Source organism: Candidatus Formimonas warabiya (assembly GCF_002777255.1).
In the GTDB taxonomy this organism is placed as follows: Bacteria; Bacillota; Dehalobacteriia; order Dehalobacteriales; family Dehalobacteriaceae; genus Formimonas; species Formimonas warabiya.
In genome coordinates this window covers 1105277-1129633 of sequence record NZ_CP017634.1, presented here as the reverse complement: position 1 = coordinate 1129633, position 24357 = coordinate 1105277, and the positions used below count along the sequence as shown (strand labels likewise).

Annotated in this window: 23 protein-coding genes; 16 read left to right on the top strand and 7 right to left on the bottom strand. The window is 42.5% G+C overall.

Features of this window, described 5'->3' with window-relative positions; all coding sequences use genetic code 11:
- Positions 1–211: 211 nt before the first annotated feature.
- The 8 genes from DCMF_RS05360 (at position 212) to DCMF_RS05325 (ending at position 6835) form a co-directional block, all read left to right on the top strand.
- A complete protein-coding gene (locus tag DCMF_RS05360) occupies positions 212–1066 on the top strand; it encodes a hypothetical protein (RefSeq protein WP_148133469.1) in 855 nt (284 codons plus the stop codon).
- 68 nt (positions 1067–1134) lie between these two features.
- The gene (locus DCMF_RS05355) at positions 1135–1653 is read left to right on the top strand and encodes a GNAT family N-acetyltransferase (RefSeq protein WP_335582387.1); all 519 of its coding nucleotides are present in this window, start codon (positions 1135–1137) and stop codon (positions 1651–1653) included.
- A 148-nt stretch (positions 1654–1801) separates the two neighbouring features.
- Positions 1802–2647 carry a 4Fe-4S binding protein gene (locus DCMF_RS05350; RefSeq protein ID WP_148133468.1) on the top strand — a complete coding sequence of 282 codons (846 nt, stop codon included), beginning with the start codon at positions 1802–1804 and terminating at the stop codon, positions 2645–2647.
- A gap of 54 nt (positions 2648–2701) precedes the next feature.
- Positions 2702–3019 (top strand): putative heavy metal-binding protein, encoded by a 318-nt coding sequence (locus tag DCMF_RS05345; protein WP_148133467.1) that lies wholly within the window; start codon positions 2702–2704, stop codon positions 3017–3019.
- A 177-nt stretch (positions 3020–3196) separates the two neighbouring features.
- A complete protein-coding gene (locus DCMF_RS05340; RefSeq protein WP_148133466.1) occupies positions 3197–4108 on the top strand; it encodes an NUDIX hydrolase in 912 nt (303 codons plus the stop codon).
- A 20-nt stretch (positions 4109–4128) separates the two neighbouring features.
- Positions 4129–4794, top strand: a complete 666-nt coding sequence (locus DCMF_RS05335) for a cysteine hydrolase family protein (protein ID WP_472297457.1) — start codon at positions 4129–4131, stop codon at positions 4792–4794.
- Positions 4795–4835: 41 nt separating this feature from the next.
- On the top strand, positions 4836–6278 hold the full coding sequence (locus DCMF_RS05330) for a nicotinate phosphoribosyltransferase (RefSeq protein ID WP_148133465.1): 1443 nt from the start codon (positions 4836–4838) through the stop codon (positions 6276–6278).
- Between the two features lie 29 nt (positions 6279–6307).
- Complete coding sequence (locus DCMF_RS05325) at positions 6308–6835, top strand: O-acetyl-ADP-ribose deacetylase (RefSeq protein WP_148133464.1); 528 nt, start codon at positions 6308–6310, stop codon at positions 6833–6835.
- A 65-nt stretch (positions 6836–6900) separates the two neighbouring features.
- Here DCMF_RS05325 and DCMF_RS05320 read toward each other — a convergent pair whose 3' ends face one another.
- A complete protein-coding gene (locus DCMF_RS05320; RefSeq protein ID WP_418219623.1) occupies positions 6901–8082 on the bottom strand; it encodes a multidrug efflux MFS transporter in 1182 nt (393 codons plus the stop codon).
- 15 nt (positions 8083–8097) lie between these two features.
- Complete coding sequence (locus DCMF_RS05315) at positions 8098–10263, bottom strand: ATP-dependent helicase (protein WP_148133462.1); 2166 nt, start codon at positions 10261–10263, stop codon at positions 8098–8100.
- 613 nt (positions 10264–10876) lie between these two features.
- Between DCMF_RS05315 and DCMF_RS05305 the strand changes: the two genes are divergently transcribed.
- From DCMF_RS05305 to istA, 4 genes are all read left to right on the top strand, one after another.
- Positions 10877–11680 carry a histidinol-phosphatase HisJ family protein gene (locus DCMF_RS05305; RefSeq protein ID WP_214659112.1) on the top strand — a complete coding sequence of 268 codons (804 nt, stop codon included), beginning with the start codon at positions 10877–10879 and terminating at the stop codon, positions 11678–11680.
- 89 nt (positions 11681–11769) lie between these two features.
- The gene (locus DCMF_RS05300; RefSeq protein WP_148133459.1) at positions 11770–12756 is read left to right on the top strand and encodes a sugar-binding transcriptional regulator; all 987 of its coding nucleotides are present in this window, start codon (positions 11770–11772) and stop codon (positions 12754–12756) included.
- Between the two features lie 233 nt (positions 12757–12989).
- Positions 12990–13466, top strand: coding sequence for an IS200/IS605 family transposase (gene tnpA / locus DCMF_RS05295; RefSeq protein ID WP_148133458.1), 477 nt, complete (start codon positions 12990–12992; stop codon positions 13464–13466).
- A gap of 188 nt (positions 13467–13654) precedes the next feature.
- The gene (gene istA, locus DCMF_RS05290; RefSeq protein WP_214659111.1) at positions 13655–14239 is read left to right on the top strand and encodes an IS21 family transposase; all 585 of its coding nucleotides are present in this window, start codon (positions 13655–13657) and stop codon (positions 14237–14239) included.
- 37 nt (positions 14240–14276) lie between these two features.
- Here istA and DCMF_RS05285 read toward each other — a convergent pair whose 3' ends face one another.
- The 5 genes from DCMF_RS05285 to DCMF_RS05265 all read right to left on the bottom strand — a co-directional run bounded on the left by DCMF_RS05285 (position 14277) and on the right by DCMF_RS05265 (position 19869).
- Positions 14277–14978 carry a tyrosine-type recombinase/integrase gene (locus DCMF_RS05285; protein WP_148133456.1) on the bottom strand — a complete coding sequence of 234 codons (702 nt, stop codon included), beginning with the start codon at positions 14976–14978 and terminating at the stop codon, positions 14277–14279.
- A 55-nt stretch (positions 14979–15033) separates the two neighbouring features.
- Positions 15034–16224, bottom strand: coding sequence for an IS256 family transposase (locus DCMF_RS05280; RefSeq protein WP_148137747.1), 1191 nt, complete (start codon positions 16222–16224; stop codon positions 15034–15036).
- Between the two features lie 93 nt (positions 16225–16317).
- On the bottom strand, positions 16318–16839 hold the full coding sequence (locus DCMF_RS05275; RefSeq protein ID WP_214659110.1) for a tyrosine-type recombinase/integrase: 522 nt from the start codon (positions 16837–16839) through the stop codon (positions 16318–16320).
- The gene (locus tag DCMF_RS05270) at positions 16832–18697 is read right to left on the bottom strand and encodes a tyrosine-type recombinase/integrase (RefSeq protein ID WP_148133454.1); all 1866 of its coding nucleotides are present in this window, start codon (positions 18695–18697) and stop codon (positions 16832–16834) included. The genes DCMF_RS05275 and DCMF_RS05270 overlap by 8 nt, the downstream gene beginning before the upstream one ends.
- A complete protein-coding gene (locus DCMF_RS05265; RefSeq protein ID WP_148133453.1) occupies positions 18697–19869 on the bottom strand; it encodes a tyrosine-type recombinase/integrase in 1173 nt (390 codons plus the stop codon). The genes DCMF_RS05270 and DCMF_RS05265 overlap by 1 nt, the downstream gene beginning before the upstream one ends.
- A gap of 254 nt (positions 19870–20123) precedes the next feature.
- On the opposite strand from DCMF_RS05265, the gene DCMF_RS05260 reads away from it, so the two are divergent.
- The 4 genes from DCMF_RS05260 (at position 20124) to DCMF_RS05245 (ending at position 24276) form a co-directional block, all read left to right on the top strand.
- A complete protein-coding gene (locus tag DCMF_RS05260) occupies positions 20124–20813 on the top strand; it encodes a Mu transposase domain-containing protein (protein ID WP_148133452.1) in 690 nt (229 codons plus the stop codon).
- Positions 20806–21594, top strand: a complete 789-nt coding sequence (gene istB / locus DCMF_RS05255) for an IS21-like element helper ATPase IstB (RefSeq protein WP_148133451.1) — start codon at positions 20806–20808, stop codon at positions 21592–21594. The genes DCMF_RS05260 and istB overlap by 8 nt, the downstream gene beginning before the upstream one ends.
- Before the next feature lie 471 nt (positions 21595–22065).
- Positions 22066–23382, top strand: coding sequence for a RuBisCO large subunit C-terminal-like domain-containing protein (locus tag DCMF_RS05250; protein WP_148133450.1), 1317 nt, complete (start codon positions 22066–22068; stop codon positions 23380–23382).
- Positions 23383–23433: 51 nt separating this feature from the next.
- A complete protein-coding gene (locus tag DCMF_RS05245; protein WP_148133449.1) occupies positions 23434–24276 on the top strand; it encodes a phosphoenolpyruvate hydrolase family protein in 843 nt (280 codons plus the stop codon).
- Positions 24277–24357 lie beyond the last annotated feature (81 nt).

The window sequence follows — 24357 nt, the reverse complement described above, 5'->3', positions numbered from 1 at the left end:
AGACTTCATTTCGATTCTAGAGCGGGACATTTTAAGAAAAAGATCCTGCCATTTAGGTTTAAAGACATTAATTGAACAATGCAAAAAATCTCTTGCCTTATTACCCAATAATTTTGAAGAGTTCATGAAAAGAATTGACTTTTATTACCAGAATTATAATCAATCGAGGAATCAAATCAGGTATCATGGCAGCCTATTTTTTCAAGAGTTTATGATGGAAAAGGAAAATCTTGATTATGATGATTCTGAGATGATTAATATACTCCTCTTTGGCTATAGTGAACTAGTCATAAAAGCCCTGTGCGGCTTTCGGGATCTTTTGATAGGACAACAGGTCAATAACGATACGAACATGCTTAACAGATATCGAAAAGGTTTTTATAATACTGTTTTAGAAGAAAATGCCTCACAAAAAATCAGATTATTTATCTGTGAAGGACAACCCAAAACTCAAATAGGCAGAATGGAAAACTTGTTATATCATGATGGTTTTCAGTATGCTAATTCATTGCTGGAGAGAAATTTTAAAAATGTCATCCTCATCCCGGATGCAGTGGTAGGGAATATTATCCAAAATAATCATATTCACTTCATTATGGTTGGGGCAAATGGATTCACAAATGAATTTTTTAAACATTCGTCTGGACATAGTTCTGTAGTCAACCTGGCCAGGGAATACCGGAGCAGGAATAAGAGCGCTTTCCCCAAAGTCGTTTTGGTTACCTCTGTCGATAAATGGTCTGCGTGCGCTCCCCTGGAGGAGGAACAGAAAGATGGCATGAACGATTCCATCCAAATTGAAGGCTATACCTTTTGGAGGGGCCTGCAATCTACAAAAATACGAGAACATATCTGGTTTATTCGAGATGAAGAAATATCTAAAAAGCTGCAGGATCAAGATTTTATGTTATACAACCCGAGGGAGGATATTATTCCTATTGAATTTCTCGATCATATCATTTTAGATACGGGTTTTCATAAAATTTTTTCTGCCAACAAAGATGAATTAGATAGAAACAAACTGAATTTTAATTCCAAAAAAAAATTAAAAGGACTTTTTAGCTAAAATAATTTTGTATGATTTATCATTCAAGAGGGACGCAAATGATGGTAAACTAATCTTAAGAGGTGTTGATGGAAATGATAAGACAAGCAGTGGAAAAGGATATAGGTGAGATCCGAGAGATTTATAATGATGCGATCCTGAATACTACTGCAGTATATACCTATCATGCCCAGACAATAGAAGAAAGAATGTTATGGTTCCATAAAAAAAAGGAGGATCAATTTCCGGTACTTGTATTTGAAGAAAATAATCTTGTGCTGGGCTTTGCAACCTTTGGACCTTTCAGACCTTGGCCGGCCTATAAATACACGATCGAACATTCCGTATATGTACATAAAAAATATAGAAATCGTGGTGTTGGCACGGCTCTTGTCAAAGAAATAATCAGGCTTGCTGAGGAAAGAGAGTTTGCCACCCTGGTTGCCGGCTTTGATGCCATGAATGAAGACAGTATTAGAATGCATGAAAAATTAGGTTTTCATTACTCCGGGACCATCAAAAGGGCGGGCTTCAAGTTTGGTAAGTGGCTGGATTTGGTATTTTATCAATTCAATCTGACCGGCCCTCAAAATCCCATCGCTGATTAAGGATCAATACAACATTCACAATCGCTATCATGTAAAATTGCCCGATAGGCGATTGATACAAATAAAAATATTAAACGGCTTATACGGCTAGGGGAGCGGAAGTGGTAAACAAAATGTTCCCTTGCCACATTGCCAATGGAGGAATAGTATGAATAAGCAGGATGTAATGAATCTGGCGTCCTCCTTTGTGGAGAGATCGGAAGAGAATGTTATAACGGAGAAAATGGCACTTTCAAAAGCGGTTGTAGGGATGAAGATCTTTGAAACGCCGATTTTTGCTTTCGGTGCAGCAGATGATGAATATTTCAACTTATTAAAAAAGCCTTCGGTAATCGGAAAGCATTTTTTACTTCCCAGAGAATGGCTGCCCCAATCTAAAACCGTAATTTCCTTTTTTTTGCCTTTTACGGAAGCCGTAAGAAAGGGGAATAGCCGAGATATGTTGTGGCCGTCCGAAGAATGGCTTCATGGGCGGATTGAAGGTCAAGCATTTTTAAATACCTTGTGCCGGCATGTGCAGTCGGAATTAATTCGTGCTGGTTATATTAGCCTGGTGCCTTCCCTGGAGGAAAGGTTTTGGGCCAAAACCCGGTTTGACCATGCCGACAGAAATGACGAAAACACAATATTTACAAGTAATTGGTCCGAAAGACATGTGGCTTTTGTGTGCGGCCTGGGAACATTCGGGCTATCCAAAGGCCTGATCACCCAAAAGGGTATTGCGGGCAGGTTCGGCAGCATCATTACGGAATTAGCTCTCTCTCCTGACAAAAGAGATTACGAAAGCATTTATGAATACTGTTCTATGTGTGGCGCCTGCGCAAAGAATTGCCCGGTCCATGCCATATCTTTAGAAAAGGGAAAAAACCACGCGATCTGTTCGAGATTTTTAGCTGAGACAGGAGAAAAATATAAACCAAGATTTGGCTGTGGAAAATGCCAGGTAAAAGTACCTTGTGAGAGTTGTATCCCGACGAAATTTCATTTAGAATGAGAGATAGTCTTCGGCAATTTCTGAGAAATATCAAAATAAATGGGAGGGCAAAGGATGATTATTACAACTACACCCAATGTTGAGGGAAAAAGAATTGTGGAGTACAAAGGCATCATTTTTGGGGAGGTTGTCTCCGGTGTGAATTTTGTAAAAGATTTTGCTGCCGGGTTAACCAATATTTTCGGGGGGAGATCCACTTCTTATGAAGGGGAGCTGATTCAAGCCCGGGAGGATGCTTTAAAAGAATTGGAACAAAGAGCGGAAAGAATGGGGGCAAATGCCGTAGTTAGTGTCGATATAGACTATGAAGTGCTTGGACAAGGGAATATGCTGATGGTAACCGCATCGGGCACGGCAGTTAGAATAGAATAGCATTTTGTCTCGCGTACGCAATTAATAAATAGAGTAAACAAGGCGGGTGGGAAGAGCAACCTTTCCATCTGCCATTTTTTTTGGAAAAACCTTTGACAGAAGGCAAATCATAGTAATATAATGATATTTACAAAATGATAATAACATGGAGAAAATAAGAGACTCAGGGTGACTCAGATGAGTGAAAATAAAATAAAAAATAAACAGGGTATGACGGAAGAACAATTCTTGTCCATTTACGATGCCGGAAAATATGAAAAGCCGTCAGTGACAGTGGATATGCTGATATTTACCGTCACGAAAGAGGAAAAGAAGAATTACCGGAAACTGTCGGAAAAGGTCTTGAAGCTGTTGCTGATTAAAAGAGGCGATCACCCCTTCATCGGTCAATGGGCTCTACCGGGCGGGTTTGTGCAAATGAAGGAGAGTCTTGATGATGCAGCCTTACGGGAACTGAAAGAAGAAACCAATATTGATCATATCTACATGGAGCAGCTATACACATGGGGAGATGTCGGCAGAGACCCGCGCACAAGAGTGATCAGTGTTTCCTATATGTCTTTAGTTGACAGCTCCACAATGGATATCCGAGCTAGTGATGATGCGGATGATGCCAAATGGTTTTCGGTTTCGGCTAAATTGTATCAGGAGCAAAAGACGGTAACGGAAAAAGGGTATGTCCTGCAGCAGCTAATTAAGTTAAACCTGTCAAATGAAGATGATGACCTCTCTGCCCTGGTGAAAACAGTGAAGACTGTGGAAGGAAAGGTCACAAAGGTCAACAGGGAAGTGGTTGAATCCAATGGGATCGCCGCTGATCACGCCAAGATCATCGCCTATGGGATTGAAAGGCTGCGCAGCAAAATTAAGTATACGGACATCGCATTCAACCTGATGCCGGAACTATTTACACTGACAGAACTGCAACAGGTGTACGAAGTCATCCTTGACAAAGAACTGCTTAAGGCTAATTTCCGTAGAAAGACAGCCGAGATGGTGATCGAGACCAATGAGTACACCAAGGATGCGGGCCATCGGCCTTCAAAACTGTTCAGATTTAATCCAAATTGGATCAACAACATGGAGTGAGAGGAGGAAAGGGTATAAAAATGATGCTGAAAAACGATTTCCAAAAAAAAGGTGCGGAAACGCTAGGGGAAATATGGGAGCTCATTGCCAAGCTTCCGGAGCAGCAGTTAAACAATTTGCCTGCCGGTCAAACCGCACTGGTGATGATTGATCTGGTAAATGGCTTTGCCAGGCAAGGAGCGCTCCACAGTTCCAGGGTTGCAGAACTTATTCCTGAAATCATCAGGTTAATAAAAGCATGCCGTGAATTAGCCATCCCAATACTTGCTTTTGCAGATTGCCATACTGAGAAATGCCCGGAATTTGATGTCTATCCGGTACATTGTCTGGCAGGGACTCTGGAAGGGGAATTAGTAGATGAAGTCAAAACGGTGGGGGGATACACGCTGATATTAAAGAATTCCACCAACGGCTTTCTGGAAGAAGATTTTCAGAAATGGCTTCAGGAAAATCCCCGGATGACTAATTTTATCATTACGGGAGACTGCACGGATATTTGTATTCAGCAATTTGCCATTACGCTGAAAACCTGGTTTAATCTTCACGACAAAAAAGCAAGAATTATAGTTCCTGCTAACGCTGTTGAGACCTATGATTTGGGTGTGCACAACGCTGATCTCATGAACATGCTGGCATTATATAATATGCTGGGAAATGGGATTGAGGTAGTGCAGGCAATTGGTTAGATGCGCAAGGCAGATTATAGTCATCTAAGGGGTTGAGATAAATGGATCAAATGAACCTAACCATGTTGACGGATTTTTACGAAATTACCATGGCAAATGGTTATTTGGAGCATGGGTTGAAAGACCGCATCGCCTATTTTGATATGTTTTTTCGCAAGGTTCCCGATAACGGCGGTTTTGTGATCATGGCAGGGGTTGAACAGCTGATCGAATATTTAAAGAATCTGCGCTTCTCTGAAGAAGACATTGACTATCTGCGTGGTAAGAAGCTTTTCAGTGAAGATTTCCTCCGCTATCTGAAAAATTTTAAATTCAGCTGTGATGTTTGGGCTGTACCGGAAGGAACGCCTATTTTCCCCAATGAACCCATTGTGATCGTCCGGGGACCGGTGATCGAAGCTCAGTTTGTGGAAACTATGGTGCTGCTCACAATCAACCATCAAAGCCTCATTGCGACAAAGGCCAATAGAATTGTCAGAGCGGCCCAGGGGCGTGGCGTGATGGAGTTCGGATCGCGAAGAGCCCAAGGGTATCATGGGGCCATTTATGGGGCAAGGGCGGCATACATCGGTGGTTGCATTGGAACAGCCTGTACGATTGCAGAGAGAGATTTTGAGATACCTGTTCTCGGTACGATGGCGCACAGCTGGATTCAAATGTTCCCAAATGAATTGGAAGCTTTTCGGGCTTATGCGAGAACTTACCCCGACCAGTGTACTTTCCTGGTGGATACATACAATGTACTGAAATCCGGTGTTCCTAATGCGATCAGAATATTTCATGAGGAAGTAGTCCCAAGGGGATTTAGACCCAAAGGCATCCGGATAGACAGCGGGGATATCACCTACCTGTCAAAGGAAGCCAGGAGGATGCTGGACGAGGCAGGCTTCCCGGATTGTAAAATTGTCGCATCCAATTCATTGGATGAGTATATTATTCGGGATATCCTAATTCAAGGAGCACAGGTGGATTCTTTCGGGGTGGGGGAACGTCTGATTACCTCAAAGTCCGAGCCTGTATTCAGTGGAGTATATAAGCTTACTGCTGTTGAAGAAGACGGGATGATTATTCCTAAGATCAAGTTGAGTGAAAATGTAGGCAAGATAACCAACCCTGCCTTCAAACAGGTGTGGAGACTTTTTGATAAAAGTACCCATAAAGCGATTGCTGATGTAATTACTATTTACGATGAGACGATTGATGAGAAAAATCCTTATGTGATCTTTGACCCCGAGTATATCTGGAAAAGAAAGACGGTGACCAATTTTTACGCCAAAAGGCTTTTAACCAAGATCTTTGATCAGGGAAATTGTGTCTACCAAAGCCCTGAATTGAAAGAGATCAAGAGCTATTGCAAGGGTCAGATTGAGACTTTGTGGGACGAGGTACTACGTTTTGAGAATCCCCATAATTACTACGTCGATTTGTCAAAGCCATTATGGGAGATGAAACAAAGGTTGTTGCAGGAGTATTCCGTCAAATAGATGCGGAATAGAAGGGAGGGTTCCTGAGTATGGATCGATTTGAAGTGATTAAAGGTGATATTACCAAGCAAAATGTTGATGCCATTGTGAATGCAGCCAATCATTCACTGCTGGGAGGCGGGGGTGTGGATGGTGCTATCCACAGAGCAGCAGGCCCTCAATTGCTGGGAGAATGTAAAAAGCTGAACGGATGTAGAACCGGAGAAGCAAAAATAACCAAAGGCTATAAATTGCCGGCTAAATGGGTAATTCATACGGTGGGGCCCGTATGGCGCGGGGGCAATCGTGAAGAAGATACGCTGCTGGGAGCATGCTACAGAAATTCTTTGGAACTGGCCGTAAGAAACGGTGGCATTAAAACCGTCGCCTTTCCTTCTATCAGTACGGGAGCTTATCTGTTCCCGGTCGACAGGGCAGCGGGAATAGCTGTTCAGGAAATTATAAGGTTTCTTGAAATAAATGCAAGTATTGAGAAGGTACTAATGGTTTGTTTTGACGATCAAACGTATCGTGTATATCAAGAAGCAGCAATAAATCTAACTAGACCCCAATCATAAGATTGGGGTTTATTATTGTCGTGTTGAGTGGAATTTTGAGCCTGGTTATGAATGTAGAAGAACTTTTAAATTATTTCCCTATACACTGTTTTGTAGATCCATAAAGCATTTATCCATAATAATATACTGGTTATAAAGAATACGCTTTGAATGCCGAAATGGGCTGCCGCTTCTCCTCCCAATACTGAGCCTCCAAATATGCCCAAATATTGTGCGGATATGTTAAATCCAAAGACCCTACCAATCAGGAAATCTGGTGTAATTTTTTTAACCAGCGCATTCAGTGACGGAAGCAATCCTGCGGAGGATAATCCTAATAAAAAACGAAGTCCTATCAGTTCCCAAGGGCTGTTCACAAAGGCTTGTGGTATTACGAAAACCCCTGTAATGATAAGTTCCACTAATATAACCTTTGGGGTTCCGATTTTGTCCGAAAGTTTTCCTAGCCGTGGGGCAGACAGGATACTTGCCAATCCTGAAGCAGAAAATGCGATGCCAGATAGTAGTGCAACATGTGCTGTATTATGGGACAATTGTATGACATATACGGTAATAATTGGCTCTATGGACATAAATGCAAAATTTATAATGCATGTCGTTACAAAAACTGTCATAATTAACGCTGAGTTTGGAATACGGTTCCAAGCATCTCTAATAGTAAGTTCCTTTCGGTCTGAACGAATAAATTGTTCTTTTACAAATATTAGGGTTGCCATGAAAGCAATCATTAGTAATGCAGCTGTTATAAAAAATACACTTGGTATCCCTAATTTTTCTCCTAGATATCCCCCAATCACTGGTCCTAATAAATAACCTGCAATGGAGCCTGTTGATAGGGTCGCCAATGCCCAGCCGGCATGTTCCTTATCGGTCTGCGTTGCGATTAATGCATTGCAAGCCGTACTATATCCGGTAATAACCCCTTGGAGCAGTCTTAATATTACGAATTGGTATACGTTTTGCGCAAAGCCCATCCAAAACACAACAAACGCCATGCCAAAACTTGCACGTAGTAGCATGGGCTTTTTTCCAAATTTGTCTGCTGCTTGCCCCCAAATTGGTGAAAATAGTGCTGAAATGATAAACGTAGCGCCAAATGCGATCCCTGACCATTGTGCAATTGAACCTGTATCATTTATACCAAGCTGTTTTATATAAAGGGGTAATATAGGAGCAATCTGGCTCATTCCTACCGATGTTACAAACGTCCCGAACCAGCAAACGATCAAATTATTTTTCCTTTCCATGATAAAGCCTTTCGTTCAATTTCTACCGTTCTCCGCTTCGATTTTGGCTCTCAGGCTGATACTCCTCGCCGTCCTAAGATTGTCGAACTTAATTAAGTAGGCAGCTTTGTCACGGTCGATTCCGATCACTTCACCGGCGCCTATGATGCTGTGCACGATACGGTCGCCGGGGTTAAAGGCGAACTGAGAGGACATCCCTTCCATTAATTTCTCGCTGCTGCCGATATGCCAATTTGAGTCATTTAACAGACTTTGATCAAGCTCTTCCGTGTAGGCAAGAAGGTCCTTGTCCACATTGAAGATGAAACGGGACGGGTACCGGTATGAGCCGTCCAAGTTCCGGCCCTCCGCATCGGTCAGGTACAAAGCTTTTTCCGCACGCGTGAACGCGACAAAGGCAAGCCGCCGCTCTTCCTCCATGGCTTCCAGCGTCGCGGTCTTTTTTGACGGGAACACGCCTTCCTCAAGACCGCAAAGAAAAACATAGGGAAACTCCAGGCCCTTCGCCGTATGCACAGTCATCAGCTTAACCGCATTTCTGCCGGAGGCAGTGTCGGTGTTTGTCAGCAACGCCACATGAGACAGATAGTTTTCTAAAGTGCATTCCTCTCCGCTGGCGGTCTCGTATTCATAAACCGATTGTTTGAACTCAGCCAGATTGTCCAGCCGCTCCTGGCTTCCTTCCGTCCGGAGCATTGCCTCATAGCCGCTTTGCTCAAGGAGTGAATTTAACAGCTCGGAAATCGGCACATCCTGATAGGTTCTGGAAAAGCCCTCGATTAAGTCAAGGAGCCTTTTCGCCTTCGTGTTCTTAAAAATTTCGTTATCTATTGTTTTCTCCAGCGCATGGTAAAGCGAGCATTGATTTTGGGCGGCGTAATCTTTCAGAAACTTCATGCGCCGCTCGCCGATGTTACGCTTTGGCACGTTGGCCACCCGCAGGAAGGACAGGTCATCCTTATAAACAATAAGCCGGAGATAGGAGAGGGTGTCCTTAATCTCCATACGACCAAAGAATTGGACACCGCTATAGATCGTGTAGGGGAGCTCTTCTTTTAGAAACACCCCCTCCAGCGTACGGGAGATGAAATGTGCCCGATAGAGGATCGTTACGTCGCTTAGCTTTGCACCTTGATCAACCAATTCTTTGATTTGAAACGCGATCCATTTGGCCTCCGCCTCCGCTGTTTTGGCATGATGGTAAACAACCGGAACCCCGTGCGGTAAAGTAGGAAGCAAATTCTTTTTAATGCGGTTTTTATTGTTTCCAATTAAAGAATTAGCTGCCGCAAGAATCTGTGGTGTGGAGCGATAATTCTCCATCATCATGACGGTACGGACATGGGGGAATTCTTTGTCAAAGTCCAGCAAATATTTCACATTGGCACCGCGCCAGGTGTAGATCGTCTGATCTGGGTCGCCCACAATAAAAAGGTTTTTGTGATAGTCGCACAGTACCTTCATCAGCCGATACTGCAAATCGTCAATATCCTGGTACTCATCGATCATGATGTATTCCAGCCGCTGCTGCCACTTTACCCTGATCGCATCGTCCACGCTGAAGATGTGGAGTACATATTTGATCAGGTCATTGTAGTCGAGTCCGAAGCATTTCTTTTCCTGATACAGGTATCCCCAAAAGATGATGTCGTCCGCTTCTATGGCATTCAGATACTTTTGATGCAACTCTTCAAAAGAAAGCGAGATCATAAATTTGTAGTACTCCGGATCTTTAAACAACTTGCGGATTTCGATCATGTCCCTCGCCCGAGAGAAGGTCATATGGCGCAACGTAAGGCCGCGTTCTTCATAAATGATCTTCAGCATATCGTCTATATCGGAATTGTCAAGAACAAGAAAGCTTTTCGGATATTGGACAACGTTGATGTCCTCCTGCAAAACAGTTACGCAGAAGCTGTGGAAAGTACTGATATAACCGGTATCGTTGTCGCCGGTGAGCCGGCGGATGCGATGCTTCATCTCATGGGCGGATTTATTGGTAAATGTGACGCAGAGGACGTTGGACGGCATAATGCCAATCTCATTGACAAGATAGGCAAACCGATGGGACAGCGCGCGGGTCTTACCTGACCCCGCACCCGCGATCACGCGTATGAAACCCTCCGTGGCAGATACTGCTTGTCGTTGCTGTTCATTAAGCCCCGTTAAGATGTCGCTCATCCTGTTTGTCACCACTTTCGAAATTAATTTTGACCTCGAACGTGTGTTTGCTATTCTTATTATACATGATCATGAATAGATTTCAACAACCATATGCTCGTTTTGGTGCGATTCTAAATATTTTACTGTCTCATAAATCAAAACAAAAAAAGTGATGTCTATAGACACAGACATATTTAGCTTGCAAGTGATAAATGATATACTGAACATGGAATATTGTTACTATGAAAGAATTTGGCCGCCAGCCGGCAGATACAGAAACCGGTCCGGCTGTATTTATAGTATGTCCTGGTTGTCAAGCTAAGGCTCCGGCGGGGCAAAAGTTTTGTGGTTCTTGCGGGCAATCTATAGAGCCAGAAAGGGTGAAATGTGTAAAAAGTAATTTTAATGATAATTATTGGATGGGCTTAGTCCTAGCATTTCTCACGCTAGGAAAAAAATAAAGGCATTAAATATATCAATTGATTTTTTTCATATTGAAAGATATTTCAATATTGTTTAGTTTCATCAATGTATATATATTTTAAAAGTAGGGCTGCTTTTGTTCGGGCCCTTCTTTATCGCTGCCCCAGTTGCATATTAAAGGAAGATTCTTACAGGAGGTATTCCACTAGTGCGTTGCGATTATCATGTACATTCTTCCATTTCAGCCGATAGTCAAACTGATCCAGATAAGCAGATTAAACGGGCCGCTCTTCTAGGCTTGGAGGAAATCTGCTTTACTGAACATCTGGAATTGCATTTTTATAAAGGCGATGCCTGGCATGTTGACCTAAGAAACTATTGTGAGCAGTTTAAACGGTTTGACCAAAGCCAGGTTAAGGTGAAATTTGGTGTTGAAGCAGGAGTTGCCATAGCGCCAGAATATTTTCCGGAGCTGGAAGCTGAGCTGAATTCAGTATCCTGTGATTTTGTGATTGCAAGTGTTCATACTGTAAATGGTATTGATCCATTTAATCCGAAATTCTACGAAGGCAAAACCATTAGTCAGGTATTTAAGGACTATATTAGTTCCATTCTAAAAGGAGTTAGGCAACTTAGCCCTGGACTGTTCAGTAGTGTGGGACATATTGATTTCCCGTCAAAGGGAGCCCATACGGTCAAGGACGCCCGACTGTTTTATAGTTATGCTCCGGATGAGATTGATGCACTGTTTCAATATATTATTCCACTAGGTAAGTGTGTTGAGATTAACACTGCAAGCTATCGTCATCTAGGTAGTCTGGATATTCCGGGGGGGGATTGGCTACGCAGATATGTAGAGTTGGGAGGCGAATTTGTTACTTTTGGTTCCGATGCACATATAACAGAGCATATTGGCTATCGTTTTGATGATGCAGTTGAATTAGCTCGGCGCGCCGGGGTGAAATACTACGCTACTTATCACCAAATGGTGCCGACATTTCATAAGTTATAACCCCTTTTAATCCCACTTTGATTAGAGCAAGTTAGTGGATTAATAACTCTTTTTATTTATATAATGTAATTTGAGGAGTGATTTAATCTATGAAGGGAGAAGTGTACAATCAATCAACGTGGATTGCTCTAAAAGCTGCCAGTTACTATTTTGAGCAGGGTAAGTCATTAAAGGAAGTAGCACTGATTCTCAATGTTTCTGAATCAACGGTGTCAAGATTAATACAGCGTGCCAAAAAAGAAAAAATCGTTGAGTTTGTGATTGGAAATCCATATAAACAATGCCTCGATTTGGAGGATCAGCTTCTGGAACAATACCCATTAAAAGAAGTAATCGTAACCCATTCCGGCTCAGAAGATGGAAATCCGGCAGACCCGGAAAAAGATAAAATGATGGTTGCACTTGAAGGTGCCCGTTATTTACAAAGGATCATTACTTCAAGAGATATTTTAGGTATTGCTTGGGGCGGAACCATGTATTACCTGATCCATTATCTCAATCCATGCCAAAGAACGGATACGATTTTTGTCACCTTACATGGCAGCCTGACTTGCTGTGATTATGAGCTTGACGTGCACAATCTGGTCTCCCGCATGAGTATGGCATTTGGAGGAAATTATTATTCACTTTCTTCTGCAGGGCTTCATAAAGACGTTGAGAGTTTAAGTTTAATAAAAAACATAAACGATGTTAAGCAAATTTTCTCTCTGTTCCAGCGGTTAACCATATCTATAAGCGGTTTGGGTTCTTTCTACCCGAGGCTTGATTCTCCGCTTTCCCGACTGCAGTATCTTCAGCCGAGAGAGCTTACTTTTTTACAAAGTAAGGGAGTTTACGGAGATATGATGTTACGCTTTTTTGACGGGAATGGCGAGGAGTGCGACGGTGAGATTAAGGAGCGTACTCTGGCTATTGACATTAACACATATAAAAAAATCCCACGTAAAATAGTTGTAGTATCAGGAGTTCAGAAGGCTAAAACTCTTCAAGCGGCATTGAAGGGCGGATTAATAGATGTTTTAATCATAGATAGGAAGCTAGCTCAAGCAGTTGTTATGGAGAACTCGACCACCTAATCAATGGGATTAGGTTTAATTTTCGTACAGGCTGTTTTTGGGGTTATCCTCCTTACCACTTTTAAGGTGAAGCTATTGGCTGTTTGTCAGTAGCTTTTTCTTGTATAACGAAAACCACCTGCTATGCAGGTGGTTCCAAAAGGCTTTAGCTATGAGCAGAAAAAACTACCCCCATTTGATAAAATAGTGTAGGTTTCGCCAACCGCACTAACACAAAGGAGGTAGTTATCCAAATGGATACCGAAAGTTTATCACATACGCAATGGAATTGTAAATATCACATCGTATTTGCACCAAAATATAGGAGACAGATAATATATGGAAAAATTAAAGACGATATAGGAAAAATACTAAGGACACTATGTGACTACAAGAAAGTAGAAATATTAGAAGCAAACGCCTGCCCAGATCACATACACATGTTGGTATCGATACCGCCGAAAATAAGCGTATCAAGTTTCATGGGATATCTTAAAGGGAAAAGCTCATTAATGATATTTGATAGGCACGCAAATTTGAAGTATAAATATGGCAATAGGCACTTCTGGTGCAGAGGCTATTATGTGGATACGGTGGGACGCAACAAAAAAGTAATAGAACAGTATATAAGAAAGCAACTACAAGAGGATATAGCATCAGACCAGATGACACTAAAGGAGTATATAGACCCGTTTACGGGTGAGCCCGTAGACAAAAACAGTAAAAAATAACCCCTTTAGGGGTTGTTTGAAAAAAAGTGCAGTTGGTGGAACTTTTCAGTGTGTTAGCGCCGGTTGTACAATGAACAATATTACCGGAATAAAAATGAACATTTTCCCCGGCTAAAATATATGAGACAATTGATTCATCTGACAACTAGGAAGGGTGACTTCAATTGTACAGACTGGAGGACATGTTCATGATTAAAGAGCTGTACAACAAAGGTGTTACCGTGACAGAAATCTCCGAACGTATGAATTGCAGCAGAACTACAGTTTACAAGTATCTCAATTCTAATGATTTGCCGGTTTCTCAAGAACGGGCAAAGCGCCCAAGTAAGCTTGATCCATATAAGCCCTATATCCTTAAAAGAATCTTTGATGATGGTGTAACCAACTGCATGGTTTTAATCGATGAAATCAGGGAAATGGGTTACACCGGAGGTAGAACCATCTTAGCTGATTTTGTACAACCATATAGGGAATCACCTGGCAAACAGGCCCCAATACGATTTGAAACACCGCCGGGAGAACAAGCACAGGTAGATTGGATTCATCTCGGCCGCCACTGGATTGATGGCAAGAAGCGGCAACTATATGGATTTTTAATGACTCTATCCTACTCAAGGATGCATTACTTGGAAATCACTCAGACTATGGATCTAAAAACACTGCTTAGATGCCATATGAACGGTTTTAGATACTTTAACGGCATACCTAAAACACAGGTCTATGATTATGCCGCAGAAATGATTATCGGTGATGCATACAGCAAAGCCGCCTGAAATCAGCATTCTTTTTAAAAAGTGCGGAATAATTTTTTTAATCCAAAGTATACAATTGTTTTCGGACATTAGGTTCCTTCCACAACATTTCGCCTTCCAAATGACCTTCATTTGCCTTTTTCATCGCTTCACTCACCATTTCCCATGTGACAAAAGCATAGAAGCCGGATGTGGTATTCATGCTTGCGTGTCCCAGTAATTCCATGATCGCAGGCAAAGGTACACCTGCTATATATAAATGCATAGCCCGGCTCTTCCTTAACAAATGGCAATGAATTCTTTCCGGAATGTCTGGAACACCCAAACGGGCTTTATCTGCGGTTTCCTTTAAAATTCTGCTAACAGAGTCTACAGATAGTGGCCACAGCGAACCAGCCCGCTTTGTATAAAATAGCGGCGCGCTTCGATTCTCCTTAGGGTGGAACTCATTCAAGTATGATTGAATTAGTTTAACAGTCTTGGGTGACAAATTGACGTTCCGCAACTTATTGCCTTTTCCGCGCAGAGTAACAAAGGACTCATCATTCCCGCTAGTTTTCTCATCCACGTACAGATCATCCAACTTGATGTCAATGAGTTCTGGGTGTGAATATTTTTTAGTGTAAATGGAATAATCATCCAAAGATTTGACAATAATATTATTGCAGCATAAATCGGGCAACGCTGAGGAGCGCCCCAACGCCTGCTGCGGCTTATACGATGAACGGCGATCCTTATTGTTCGCCGTTTTTCTGTTCATCGGTAAGCCCTGAGCGGATAAACCTCGGGAGTTTGAGGGCAGAGCCCTCAAGACCTTACGCCGTAATCCTGTCTGCAAAGAATATCATAATCTGGCTATATGCCATTGCCCAGTCCCTTGACGGCTGAGTCCACTTTTTTGTGATTTCCTTAGCCGACAGGAATACCACTTTCCGGATCGAGTCGTCGGTGGGGAAAATGGATTTTGTCTTCGTAAATTTCCGTACCATTCTGTGGTACGCTTCCACCGCATTTGTCGTATAAATCAAATGCCGGATCTGTTCGGGATAGCTGAAAAACGTGGTGAGCTCTGCCCAGTTGGCATCCCAGGAGCGCAGAATGGACGGGTACTTCCTGTCCCATTGTTCCCTGAATTCCTCCTTTGCATACTCTGCATCGTTAAGGTTTACTGCACCGTAGATTTTCTTCAGGCCAGTGCAGATTTCCTTCCTGTCCTTGTACTGCACGAATTTAGTGGAATTGCGGATCTGATGGACTATGCAAAGCTGCTGCTCTGTCCTTGGAAAAACCGCATTTATGGCTTCGCCAAGTCCTTTTAGGTTGTCGTGGCAGGCAATGAAAATATCCTGCACGCCGCGCTTTTTCAGATCGGAGCAGATTGACGCGTAAAAGCTTGCGCCCTCGTTTTCGCTGATCCAGATGCCCAGGATGTCCTTCTGGCCGTCCATATCAATGCCCAGCACCGAGTAGACGCATTTCTTGATGATCTGGCTGTCCTTGCGGCTTTTGAACATAATCCCGTCAAAGTAGACGACCGGGTAGACCGACTCCAGCGGCCGGTTCTGCCACTCGTTCACTTCCGGCAGGATTTTGTCCGTTATTTTGGAAATCAGCATCTGCGATATCTCCGCCCCGTAAATCTCCCGCAGATTGTCCTCAATGTCGCGTTGGCTCATCCCCTTGGAATACATAGCCATGATTTTCTGCTCGATTTCATCCGTCCTGGTCTGCCGCTTTTCGAGGACTTTCGGCTCAAACTCGCCGTTTCGGTCCCGGGGCACGGCAATTTCACTCTCTCCATAATCGCTTATGATCGTCTTGTGATTGTAGCCGTTGCGGCTATTGCCGGAATTGTTCCCCTCAATGCTGTTTTTTTCATAACCCAGGTGCTCTTCCATCTCGGCTTCCAGCATCTGTTCGATTGTTCCGGCAAAAAGACGTTTTAATTTTGACTGAATATCTCCCGTGCTTTGGCAGTCCTGCATCAGCAGGCTTACCAGTTCCATTTCCTTTTCAGTGAGAATGTTTTTTGACTGTCTCATTTTAATAACCTCCGTTTTGTTTATATGGAGATTATTGACATTTACACGGATTATTATTCAGCCTCTGAGTTCTTGAACTCTGGCAGCGCTATCATAGAGCAGAGACAGCATAGCTTTATTTCGTCTGCCCATAGCTCTCCTGTTGTCTGGAGTATTCAAAATAGCGCCTACAGCTTTATTGGACATGTATTCAATCTTTTCTTTTCGAACCTTTTTCATCGGAAGTCCAAGTACTTCTCGGCTAATTGATTCATTGGTAATTACATGATGACCACAATAACGAAGAAAGGTCTTGATCGCTGAAAGTCTTAAATTACAGGTTCGCGGCCTGCAATTCTGTTCTTTGGACATCCATATCATGAATCCCTCAATGCATGCGGGCGTCAACGTTCCGATCGTGATAGTGTCTCTGGTAAACCCTGAACCCTCAAGATATTTAATCAAAGTTTCAAGCGCCTGCTTGTAGGCTTTTACGGTGTTTGGAGAGACTTCTCGCGCATTTGGTAAATACACTTTAAGAAACGATCGGGCCATTGACCAGAACTCGTTAACGTCAGTGTCTTTTTTTCTTTTACTCATATGGAACCTCCAGCACATCAGGTATCATCCAGTCCAGATTCTTTTTGATATGGGATATCTCTTTCCGAATTGGTGGTGATAGATGAAAGTAATATTGGAAACTTTCCGGCAACTTATGCCCCATATGTCTCATTAAATATGGCCGCAGGACATTTACATCGCCTCCGCTACGCATACATAATTCAACATTTCGATAGAGCAGATGATGACGAAAATCATATAACCTGGGTTCTCCGTGATTCCCGTCGGGGACACTAGACGCCCAAATATTCCTGAAGCGTTTGGCAAAATCATTACGGGATCGGCCTACGGATGCTGGAAACAGATATTTGTGACAAGGGAAAAGCTTTTCAATCACTGAGTTGTATTTGTATAAAACTACAGACAATTCCTCGCTCATATATACGGCCCGATCGCCAGTCTTGGCGTCGACAATGATGACTTCGCCGGTTTCAAAATTCACATTCTTCATCAATATTTTTAATTCACAGGTTCTGACACCCATACAGTGCATGAACAAAAACGCCGCCGGAAGAACGATGTGCATGGATGGCTCTTTTTCATCCGGCTTCAATTCAGCGCATGCGCAAAAAAATGTATCAATATCGTCTTCTGAAAACAGATATGGAGGCTTAGGAGCCCTCCTTTGTGCGACATCAACCGCAATCATAAAAGCTTTGGGATGTCCAATGCTTGTAAGATATTTTCCGAAAACTCTGACTGGGTCTACCCGGCCAGCGCGTGTATTAGGATGCTCGTTGTTTCTTTTTATGACCCATTTATCAGCCAACTGTTGAGGTGTCAGAGATTCGTTTTCTTTTGAGGCACAAAACACATCGAAAGTCCGTAGAATATAGCTGGAATGAAGGTACTTAAAGCCACTTGATTTTTTGAAAGCAATAAAAGGTGATATCTCTTCTGCATATGGGCCAGTAACGGAATTTTTATCAATGATAGTAAACGCGTTTGACCAACCATTATCAGTAAGATAGTTACCGAGTGCTTTAATAACGGAGATGCTTCTTCTGCTCTCAGAATTACCGCATTCCTCTTGGAAATGTATAAATGTGTCAGCCAATTGCTGTGGAGACAAATTCAAATTGGATTGCTCATTACAGAACTTATCGAAGGCCTTCAGACGAAACTCCTCGTTCCTGTACTTCAAACCGACAGATCTTTTTGTTTTAAGAAACGATACGATTTCTTCCGCAAACAAGCCTGTGTACCCAGTAAACGCCAGTTTTGGCATATCTCCGTTTGCATAAGGAACCACAAAAGATTTCGTACTACCCTGCATGGTGAGGTACATGCCTAACTCTCTTATCATCCCAATATTTGTGGTGTTTTTTGCTCTAACCTTCCTGCGCCAGGCGTCGGCCAACTGCTGGGGAGTTAAAAATTCATTCTCCTTTATGGCGCAAAATTTATCAAAGGCTTTTAGACAGTACTCCTCAGAAATATATTTTCGACCTGCTGATCTCTTTTGATCAACAAACTCCTTGATTTCCCTGACAAAAGGACCAGAATTTATACCAAGCAGCCTGGGAGCGTTTCCTTTAGCACTGAGTACAGTAAATGCTTTAGGGTATCCCTGAGCGGTAAGGTACTGTCCGAGTTGCCTGACACAGCAACCAACATCATATTTCGGTTTATCATCACCTGGCTTTACCCAGGCCTCAGCTAATTGCTGAGGAGTCAAGGCTTGGTTTTCCACCGCGGCACAAAATTTATCAAAGGCTTTTAGAGCAAACTCAGAACTTGTATACAGGGAGCCTGATTGCCGCTTGAAATTAATAAATTCCTCGATTTCTTTAGTTAAGGGGCCGGGAAACCTATCTTGTTGTTTTTTATCAGCCATTAGGTTGACAACCACTCTTTCATAGGATTCGGTATAGGCAGACAAATAGATCTCATCTTTTTCACATCCAGTTCAGTATACAAATCAACAGATTTTTCATCTACATGCCCGATTGCCGCCGCAGCCTTTTGTACAGGGACACCTTTTGCAATCATTCGTGATACTAAACTGCGCCTGACTGCTCTAGGACAATGAAGACCGTTTGCAACAAAAGCGACGCCGATTTTTTCTAAGGCAACTTTCAAAATGTGACCACAAATGGATGGAGTGAGTCTGCGGTATGGAGCCTTTTTTGTGAGAAAAATTAGTTTAGATCCTGTTCCTTTAGGGCGTTCTTCGGTAATATATCTGATAATCGCTGAACCCATCACAGGAAAGAGTTTAATATTCATACCCTCGCCTGTTTTGCTTTGAATAAAGCTGATGTTGTCATTGTCCCAGTTAATATCATCAAGTTTGAGTTCGGTAATGTCCACTGGCCTCATGCCGGTTGCAAGCAGTATTGTCATTATCGCTTTTGATCTTAAATCCCCATCATCGCCCTCGATATATTTCCAAAGAGCCTCTGTATTTTCAAAACTCATTGCGCGAACAGGTTTGCTTTTACAGGGGGTTCGAAAGCTCGAAAAAAGCACGATGTCTATGGGATATTCTGCAAATTTCAGATAGGTTTTTAGAAGTGACGGAACAATCCGCATGCTCCTCGGTGACCATTTACTACTTAAATCAGTTATGAATTCTCGGATATCAATTACCATGACCTCAGTAGGATTGCTCTTTTTAATCCTATCCAGATAAAGTAGGAATTTTGTTGCTACCTGAAGATATGATTTTATCGTTTCATACCTTTTTTCTTGATCTCTGAGATGTTGTTCATAGGAATGTAGATTTTCCCGGAGAGACTTGATTTGGATATTATCAGCTTCATTTCCGTTTACGAAAATATGGGCAGTATTAACTGCTGTTGCAATCAAATTAAGAAGCGATTTTCTTTGGACACTGCTGCCGGTAAGCTTGGGACTCTTTTGCTTTCCTTCTTTAATGTATTGAGCAATAAACTCTCCTGAGAGTTTTTCTGTGCCAAATAGCGCTGCGCCATGTTGCAGGTCGCGGAACCTTTCATTGTAATGCCATATTGTAGACTGAGAGTAACCTTTTGCTTTGACCTGCAATTTTCCTTTCTCAATTAGTTCTGAGATAGGGATACTTTTCAGCTCTTTCGATAGATTTATATGGTCAGATATTTGAGGTATATTATCACTTCCGTTTTAGGTATTGTATACGAAAGTATCGACAAGCTTTATTTAAATTATTCCGCACTTTTTAAAAAGAATGCTGATTTCAGGCGGCTTTGCTGTATGCATCACCGATAATCATTTCTGCGGCATAATCATAATTATTCCGAATACGGAATAACTTCGACAATATGAAAACAGTTGTCCAAAGAAGATTAGCAAATGAAATCATTTTAACCAAGCAGTTTGCCGATTTTAGTGACTATTATGGTTTCGAAGTCAGACTATGTACGCCCGGAAAACCCCGATCCAAAGGGAAAGTTGAAAATTTTGCGGGTTATGTACGAAAAAATTTTCTTCCTCGCATAAGAAGCGGACAAACCTTAGAAAACTGGAATCATGATGCTCTACGTTGGTTAGAGAAAACAGCAAACAATTTACCTAACGGTACAACAGGTATGCCGCCCAAGGAAAGGTTTTCCGAGGAAACATCCGAACTACTCCCTTGGGGCAAACAACCGGAATATCTGGTGGAAGAATGGGAAAAACGAAAGGTCTCTCCCAGTGGGCATATCAGTGTTGAAGGTCGGCTTTATCCAATTTCCAACGCCCTTGGTGGTAAAGACGTTGAAATCCGGTATATCGATACTAATACCTTTCATGTTCGCTATGATGGTAATATTATTGCTGAGCACAAACTAACCGGCAATCCATTTAAATTAGTGATCGCTAATTCTTCTGAGAAACAAATGAAAAAGGAGCAAGCTAACGGGTTAACGAGTTTTGCCACCTCTTCCCGCATTTCGCAAGCTCCTGAAGCAACTGCCCGATCTCTAGCATGGTATGAACAGCTTCTGGAGGAGGTGAGTCGGAATGACTAACAGTCTGCCGGACCGCCTCACTAAAATGGGATGGAATGAAATTGCCAACCATTTAGAAGCTTTACTAGAAGATGCAGCTAGAGATAGTTTATCATATTCCGCATTTCTTGACACCCTTCTTTCACTAGAAGAAAAAGGTAAAGCAGATAGGGCACTGAAAAACCGGTTGCAGCAATCAAGGTTACCGCAAATCAAAACTCTTGATAACTTTGATTTTACCTTTCAGCCTTCACTGGATGAGAAGAGAATACGGGATGTGATTGCCCGGGAGTTCCCCAGGGATGCCCAAAATATTTTGTTTTTAGGCCCGCCCGGTGTGGGAAAGACGCATCTGGCCTTAGCTATTACCTATGAAATGATTAAGAAGGGTTACCGGGCGTTATGTTTAACCAGTCATGAGTTTTTAGAAAAAGCAAAAGAAGCTATGGAAAAAGGTGATACCAAACGCTTTGTGCGGATGTTAACCAAGACAGATATCCTTTTGTTGGATGAATTCGGTTTTGAACCGATGGATAGCCATAGTGCAAATTTATTATTGCAAATTGTTGCTCAACGGTACGAACGTGGAAGCATAATCATCACATCAAACCGTTCTGTTTCTGAATGGGCGGAAATAGTTGGTAATGCTGCACTGGCCACAGCTATTTTGGATCGCTTGCTGCACCATAGCAAGGCATTTCAGATTCGTGGCGAATCGTACCGGCTACGGGAAAAGAAAAAAGCCGGTTTCGTATTCAAAGCAACCGAAACAGCAGTTAATGAAGAAAACCATCGGTCCTGACATCCACCCCATGCGTGGTCTCCAAAAGGTACCGACGGGGTGGCTCCTAAAAGCATGTATAAGCTTAGTTCCCGCCGCATTAAACATTCTACCACGCCTGGGGACCCCGTCTGTCAAGACTAAACAAGCGATGGTTTTTGGATCCATCCTCAGGGGATTCACCAAAAGCATGGCTTAGGTTACCATTAGGGCAAAGTGTTCATTTTTAAACCGAAAATTTTGTTCAGTTTTAAATTGGTGTTGACACAGTGAGCCTTTAGGCTCAGCCTGGTATCATGCCCTTATAGGGCTAGAGCAAACCACCCGCTGAGCGGGTGGTCATGATTATTCTAAGGTAATCTTCCGAATTGGTAATATTGAAGCAATTTTTAACGGAAAAATATTGAAAATATTTTCAATATGGTCTTATTTTTAAACACTGTTACTATGTAATTAAGGGGACCCTAATTAACAGATTTTGGAGGAGAAGAAATGTATATTGACCCGATTATTTGTCAATTTCCCGAGGCATTAGATGATGATCGTTTCATGATCGCAACCTATTATTGTGAAACAAAAGCCAGTACAAACATGATGAAATTTGCTGCTGCTTTGGCAGTTGAACAGACTACCGGCACTTGGTTGAAGGTTCCTGCAGAAACGCCTGAAGTCCGGGAGAGATGTATTGGCAGGGTTGTTGGCGTCTATGAAGCCCCTTCATACCAGATTGAGATTCCCAAGGATGTTAGTGAAAGACACTTTATCATTCGAATCGCCTATCCATGGGCAAATTTCGGGGCTCAATTTGCCATGATGCTGAGTACAGTAATTGGAAACATTTCAAGCTCTGGAAAAGTTAAATTAATCGATTTGGAATTTCCGAAAATGTTTTTGGCACAGTTTAAAGGGCCAAAGTTTGGCGTACAGGGAATCAGAGAACTTTTAGGTGTTTACGATAGACCTCTGCTCAACAACATGATTAAGCCCTGCACCGGCTTGGATGCTGCCACAACCGCACAGCTAGCTTATGAATCGGCGCGAGGTGGTGTTGACATCATTAAAGATGACGAACTGGTAGCGGACGCACCTCATTGTAAACTGCTTGATCGTGTGAAAGCGGTTATGGAGGCTTTGAAACGTGCGGATGAGGAAAAGGGAGAAAAAACTCTTTATGCATTTAATATTACTGACCGTACTGACAAGCTTAAGGACAATGCTTATCGTGCCATAGAGGCGGGAGCCAACTGTTTGATGGTTAATTATTTCACCATCGGTTTGGATGCTGCGCATATGCTTACAGAAGATATGAGCATTAACGTACCAATATTGGCACATTCTGATTTTACAGGTGCTGTTTATGAGTCACCCTGGTCGGGAGTAAGTGCTTCACTGGTGGGAGCAAAGCTGCCAAGGCTTGCAGGATTAGACATGATCATTGGTCTTAGCCCATATGGCAAATTTCCCATGATGATGGATACATTTATTATGTTAGGATATCAGATGCTTTCTTCTCTTCATAACATTAAACCGGTATTTCCTATGCCAGGTGGTGGAACCACGCAAGGCCATGTAGAAGATATCGTTAAGAAGTTAGGTAACGATGTGATTATCGCGGCCGGAGGCGCCATCCATGGTCATCCAATGGGTCCGAGAGCAGGGGCAAAAGCGTTCCGTCAGGCAATAAATGCCGTCATGGCGTCGGTAAGGTTGGAGGAAGCAGGCAAACAGTATGCTGAGCTTGGTGCAGCACTTGAAGCTTGGGGAATTTATTCGGAAGCAAAAGGCGGAATTTTTGATTTAAAAGGTTAGCTTGAATAAATACAAATAAATACAAAAAATAAAAAAAGGGAGGATCTCACGATGGCAAAACAGTACACAAGAAAACAGGTACTAGACAGGCTGACGAAAAGTATTTCTGAAGGCAAGCCAATCATTATTGCAGGCGCAGGTACAGGTATTTCGGGTAAATTTGCTGAACGTGGAGGTGCAGATCTCGTAGGAGTATATAATTCCGGTCTTTATCGGATGGATGGTAATGGCTCTCTTGCGGGATTGATGCCTTACGGGAATGCAAATCAAATTGTCATTGATCTGGCACATCGGGTTTTTCCCCAAATCAAGGAAGCGCCAATGATCGCGGGAATCTGCGGTACTGATCCCACACGTGAAATGAGACCATATCTGAAAAGCCTGGTAGATTTGGGATTTTCCGCTGTGATGAATTTTCCCACTGTTGGTCTGATTGACGGACGTTTTCGCCAAGAACTTGAAGATACTGGAATGGGTTATGGCAAGGAGATTGAAACTTTAAAACTGGCATCCGAGATGGGAATGTTTACAATTGCCTATGCGTTTAACGAAGAAGAGGCAGAAATAGTGGGCAAGGCAGGGATGGATGTGATGATTTGCCACATGGGGCTAACAACGGGTGGGGCAATCGGCTCAAAATACTCTGAAAAAATTTCGCTGCAAGATGCCGCAGCATTAGTTAACCGCATGTCTGCAGCAGCGCGCAATGGTAATCCGAATATTTTGATTTTTGCCCATGGCGGACCTATATCATCACCGCAAGATACTGCTTATATCTATCAGCATACTGATTCAGTAGGATTCCTTGGAGCTTCCAGCATCGAGCGTATCCCAATTGAAGTACCCTTGACGGAAGCTGTTAAGGAATTCAAAAATCAGTCCCTTAGAAAGTGATCTGACTACACTTCCATAATTCATGCGTCTTCTAATAATTTTTACTTGGTACAAGAAATATTGGTAAAATAGGAGGAGAGG

What these genes read in the sequence shown, in the direction of transcription:
- DCMF_RS05360 (WP_148133469.1), top strand. Translation starts at nt 212, where the DNA reads ATGATGGAAAAGGAAAATCTTGATTATGATGATTCTGAGATGATTAAT.
- DCMF_RS05275 (WP_214659110.1), bottom strand. Translation starts at nt 16,839, where the DNA reads ATGAGTAAAAGAAAAAAAGACACTGACGTTAACGAGTTCTGGTCAATG.
- DCMF_RS05350 (WP_148133468.1), top strand. Translation starts at nt 1,802, where the DNA reads ATGAATAAGCAGGATGTAATGAATCTGGCGTCCTCCTTTGTGGAGAGA.
- istB (WP_148133451.1), top strand. Translation starts at nt 20,806, where the DNA reads ATGACTAACAGTCTGCCGGACCGCCTCACTAAAATGGGATGGAATGAA.
- DCMF_RS05355 (WP_335582387.1), top strand. Translation starts at nt 1,135, where the DNA reads ATGGAAATGATAAGACAAGCAGTGGAAAAGGATATAGGTGAGATCCGA.
- DCMF_RS05335 (WP_472297457.1), top strand. Translation starts at nt 4,129, where the DNA reads ATGATGCTGAAAAACGATTTCCAAAAAAAAGGTGCGGAAACGCTAGGG.
- DCMF_RS05345 (WP_148133467.1), top strand. Translation starts at nt 2,702, where the DNA reads ATGATTATTACAACTACACCCAATGTTGAGGGAAAAAGAATTGTGGAG.
- DCMF_RS05315 (WP_148133462.1), bottom strand. Translation starts at nt 10,263, where the DNA reads ATGAGCGACATCTTAACGGGGCTTAATGAACAGCAACGACAAGCAGTA.
- DCMF_RS05250 (WP_148133450.1), top strand. Translation starts at nt 22,066, where the DNA reads ATGTATATTGACCCGATTATTTGTCAATTTCCCGAGGCATTAGATGAT.
- DCMF_RS05280 (WP_148137747.1), bottom strand. Translation starts at nt 16,224, where the DNA reads ATGGAACTGGTAAGCCTGCTGATGCAGGACTGCCAAAGCACGGGAGAT.
- istA (WP_214659111.1), top strand. Translation starts at nt 13,655, where the DNA reads ATGATTAAAGAGCTGTACAACAAAGGTGTTACCGTGACAGAAATCTCC.
- DCMF_RS05245 (WP_148133449.1), top strand. Translation starts at nt 23,434, where the DNA reads ATGGCAAAACAGTACACAAGAAAACAGGTACTAGACAGGCTGACGAAA.
- DCMF_RS05330 (WP_148133465.1), top strand. Translation starts at nt 4,836, where the DNA reads ATGGATCAAATGAACCTAACCATGTTGACGGATTTTTACGAAATTACC.
- DCMF_RS05325 (WP_148133464.1), top strand. Translation starts at nt 6,308, where the DNA reads ATGGATCGATTTGAAGTGATTAAAGGTGATATTACCAAGCAAAATGTT.
- DCMF_RS05285 (WP_148133456.1), bottom strand. Translation starts at nt 14,978, where the DNA reads ATGAACAGAAAAACGGCGAACAATAAGGATCGCCGTTCATCGTATAAG.
- tnpA (WP_148133458.1), top strand. Translation starts at nt 12,990, where the DNA reads ATGGATACCGAAAGTTTATCACATACGCAATGGAATTGTAAATATCAC.
- DCMF_RS05340 (WP_148133466.1), top strand. Translation starts at nt 3,197, where the DNA reads ATGAGTGAAAATAAAATAAAAAATAAACAGGGTATGACGGAAGAACAA.
- DCMF_RS05320 (WP_418219623.1), bottom strand. Translation starts at nt 8,082, where the DNA reads ATGGAAAGGAAAAATAATTTGATCGTTTGCTGGTTCGGGACGTTTGTA.
- DCMF_RS05270 (WP_148133454.1), bottom strand. Translation starts at nt 18,697, where the DNA reads ATGGCTGATAAAAAACAACAAGATAGGTTTCCCGGCCCCTTAACTAAA.
- DCMF_RS05260 (WP_148133452.1), top strand. Translation starts at nt 20,124, where the DNA reads ATGAAAACAGTTGTCCAAAGAAGATTAGCAAATGAAATCATTTTAACC.
- DCMF_RS05300 (WP_148133459.1), top strand. Translation starts at nt 11,770, where the DNA reads ATGAAGGGAGAAGTGTACAATCAATCAACGTGGATTGCTCTAAAAGCT.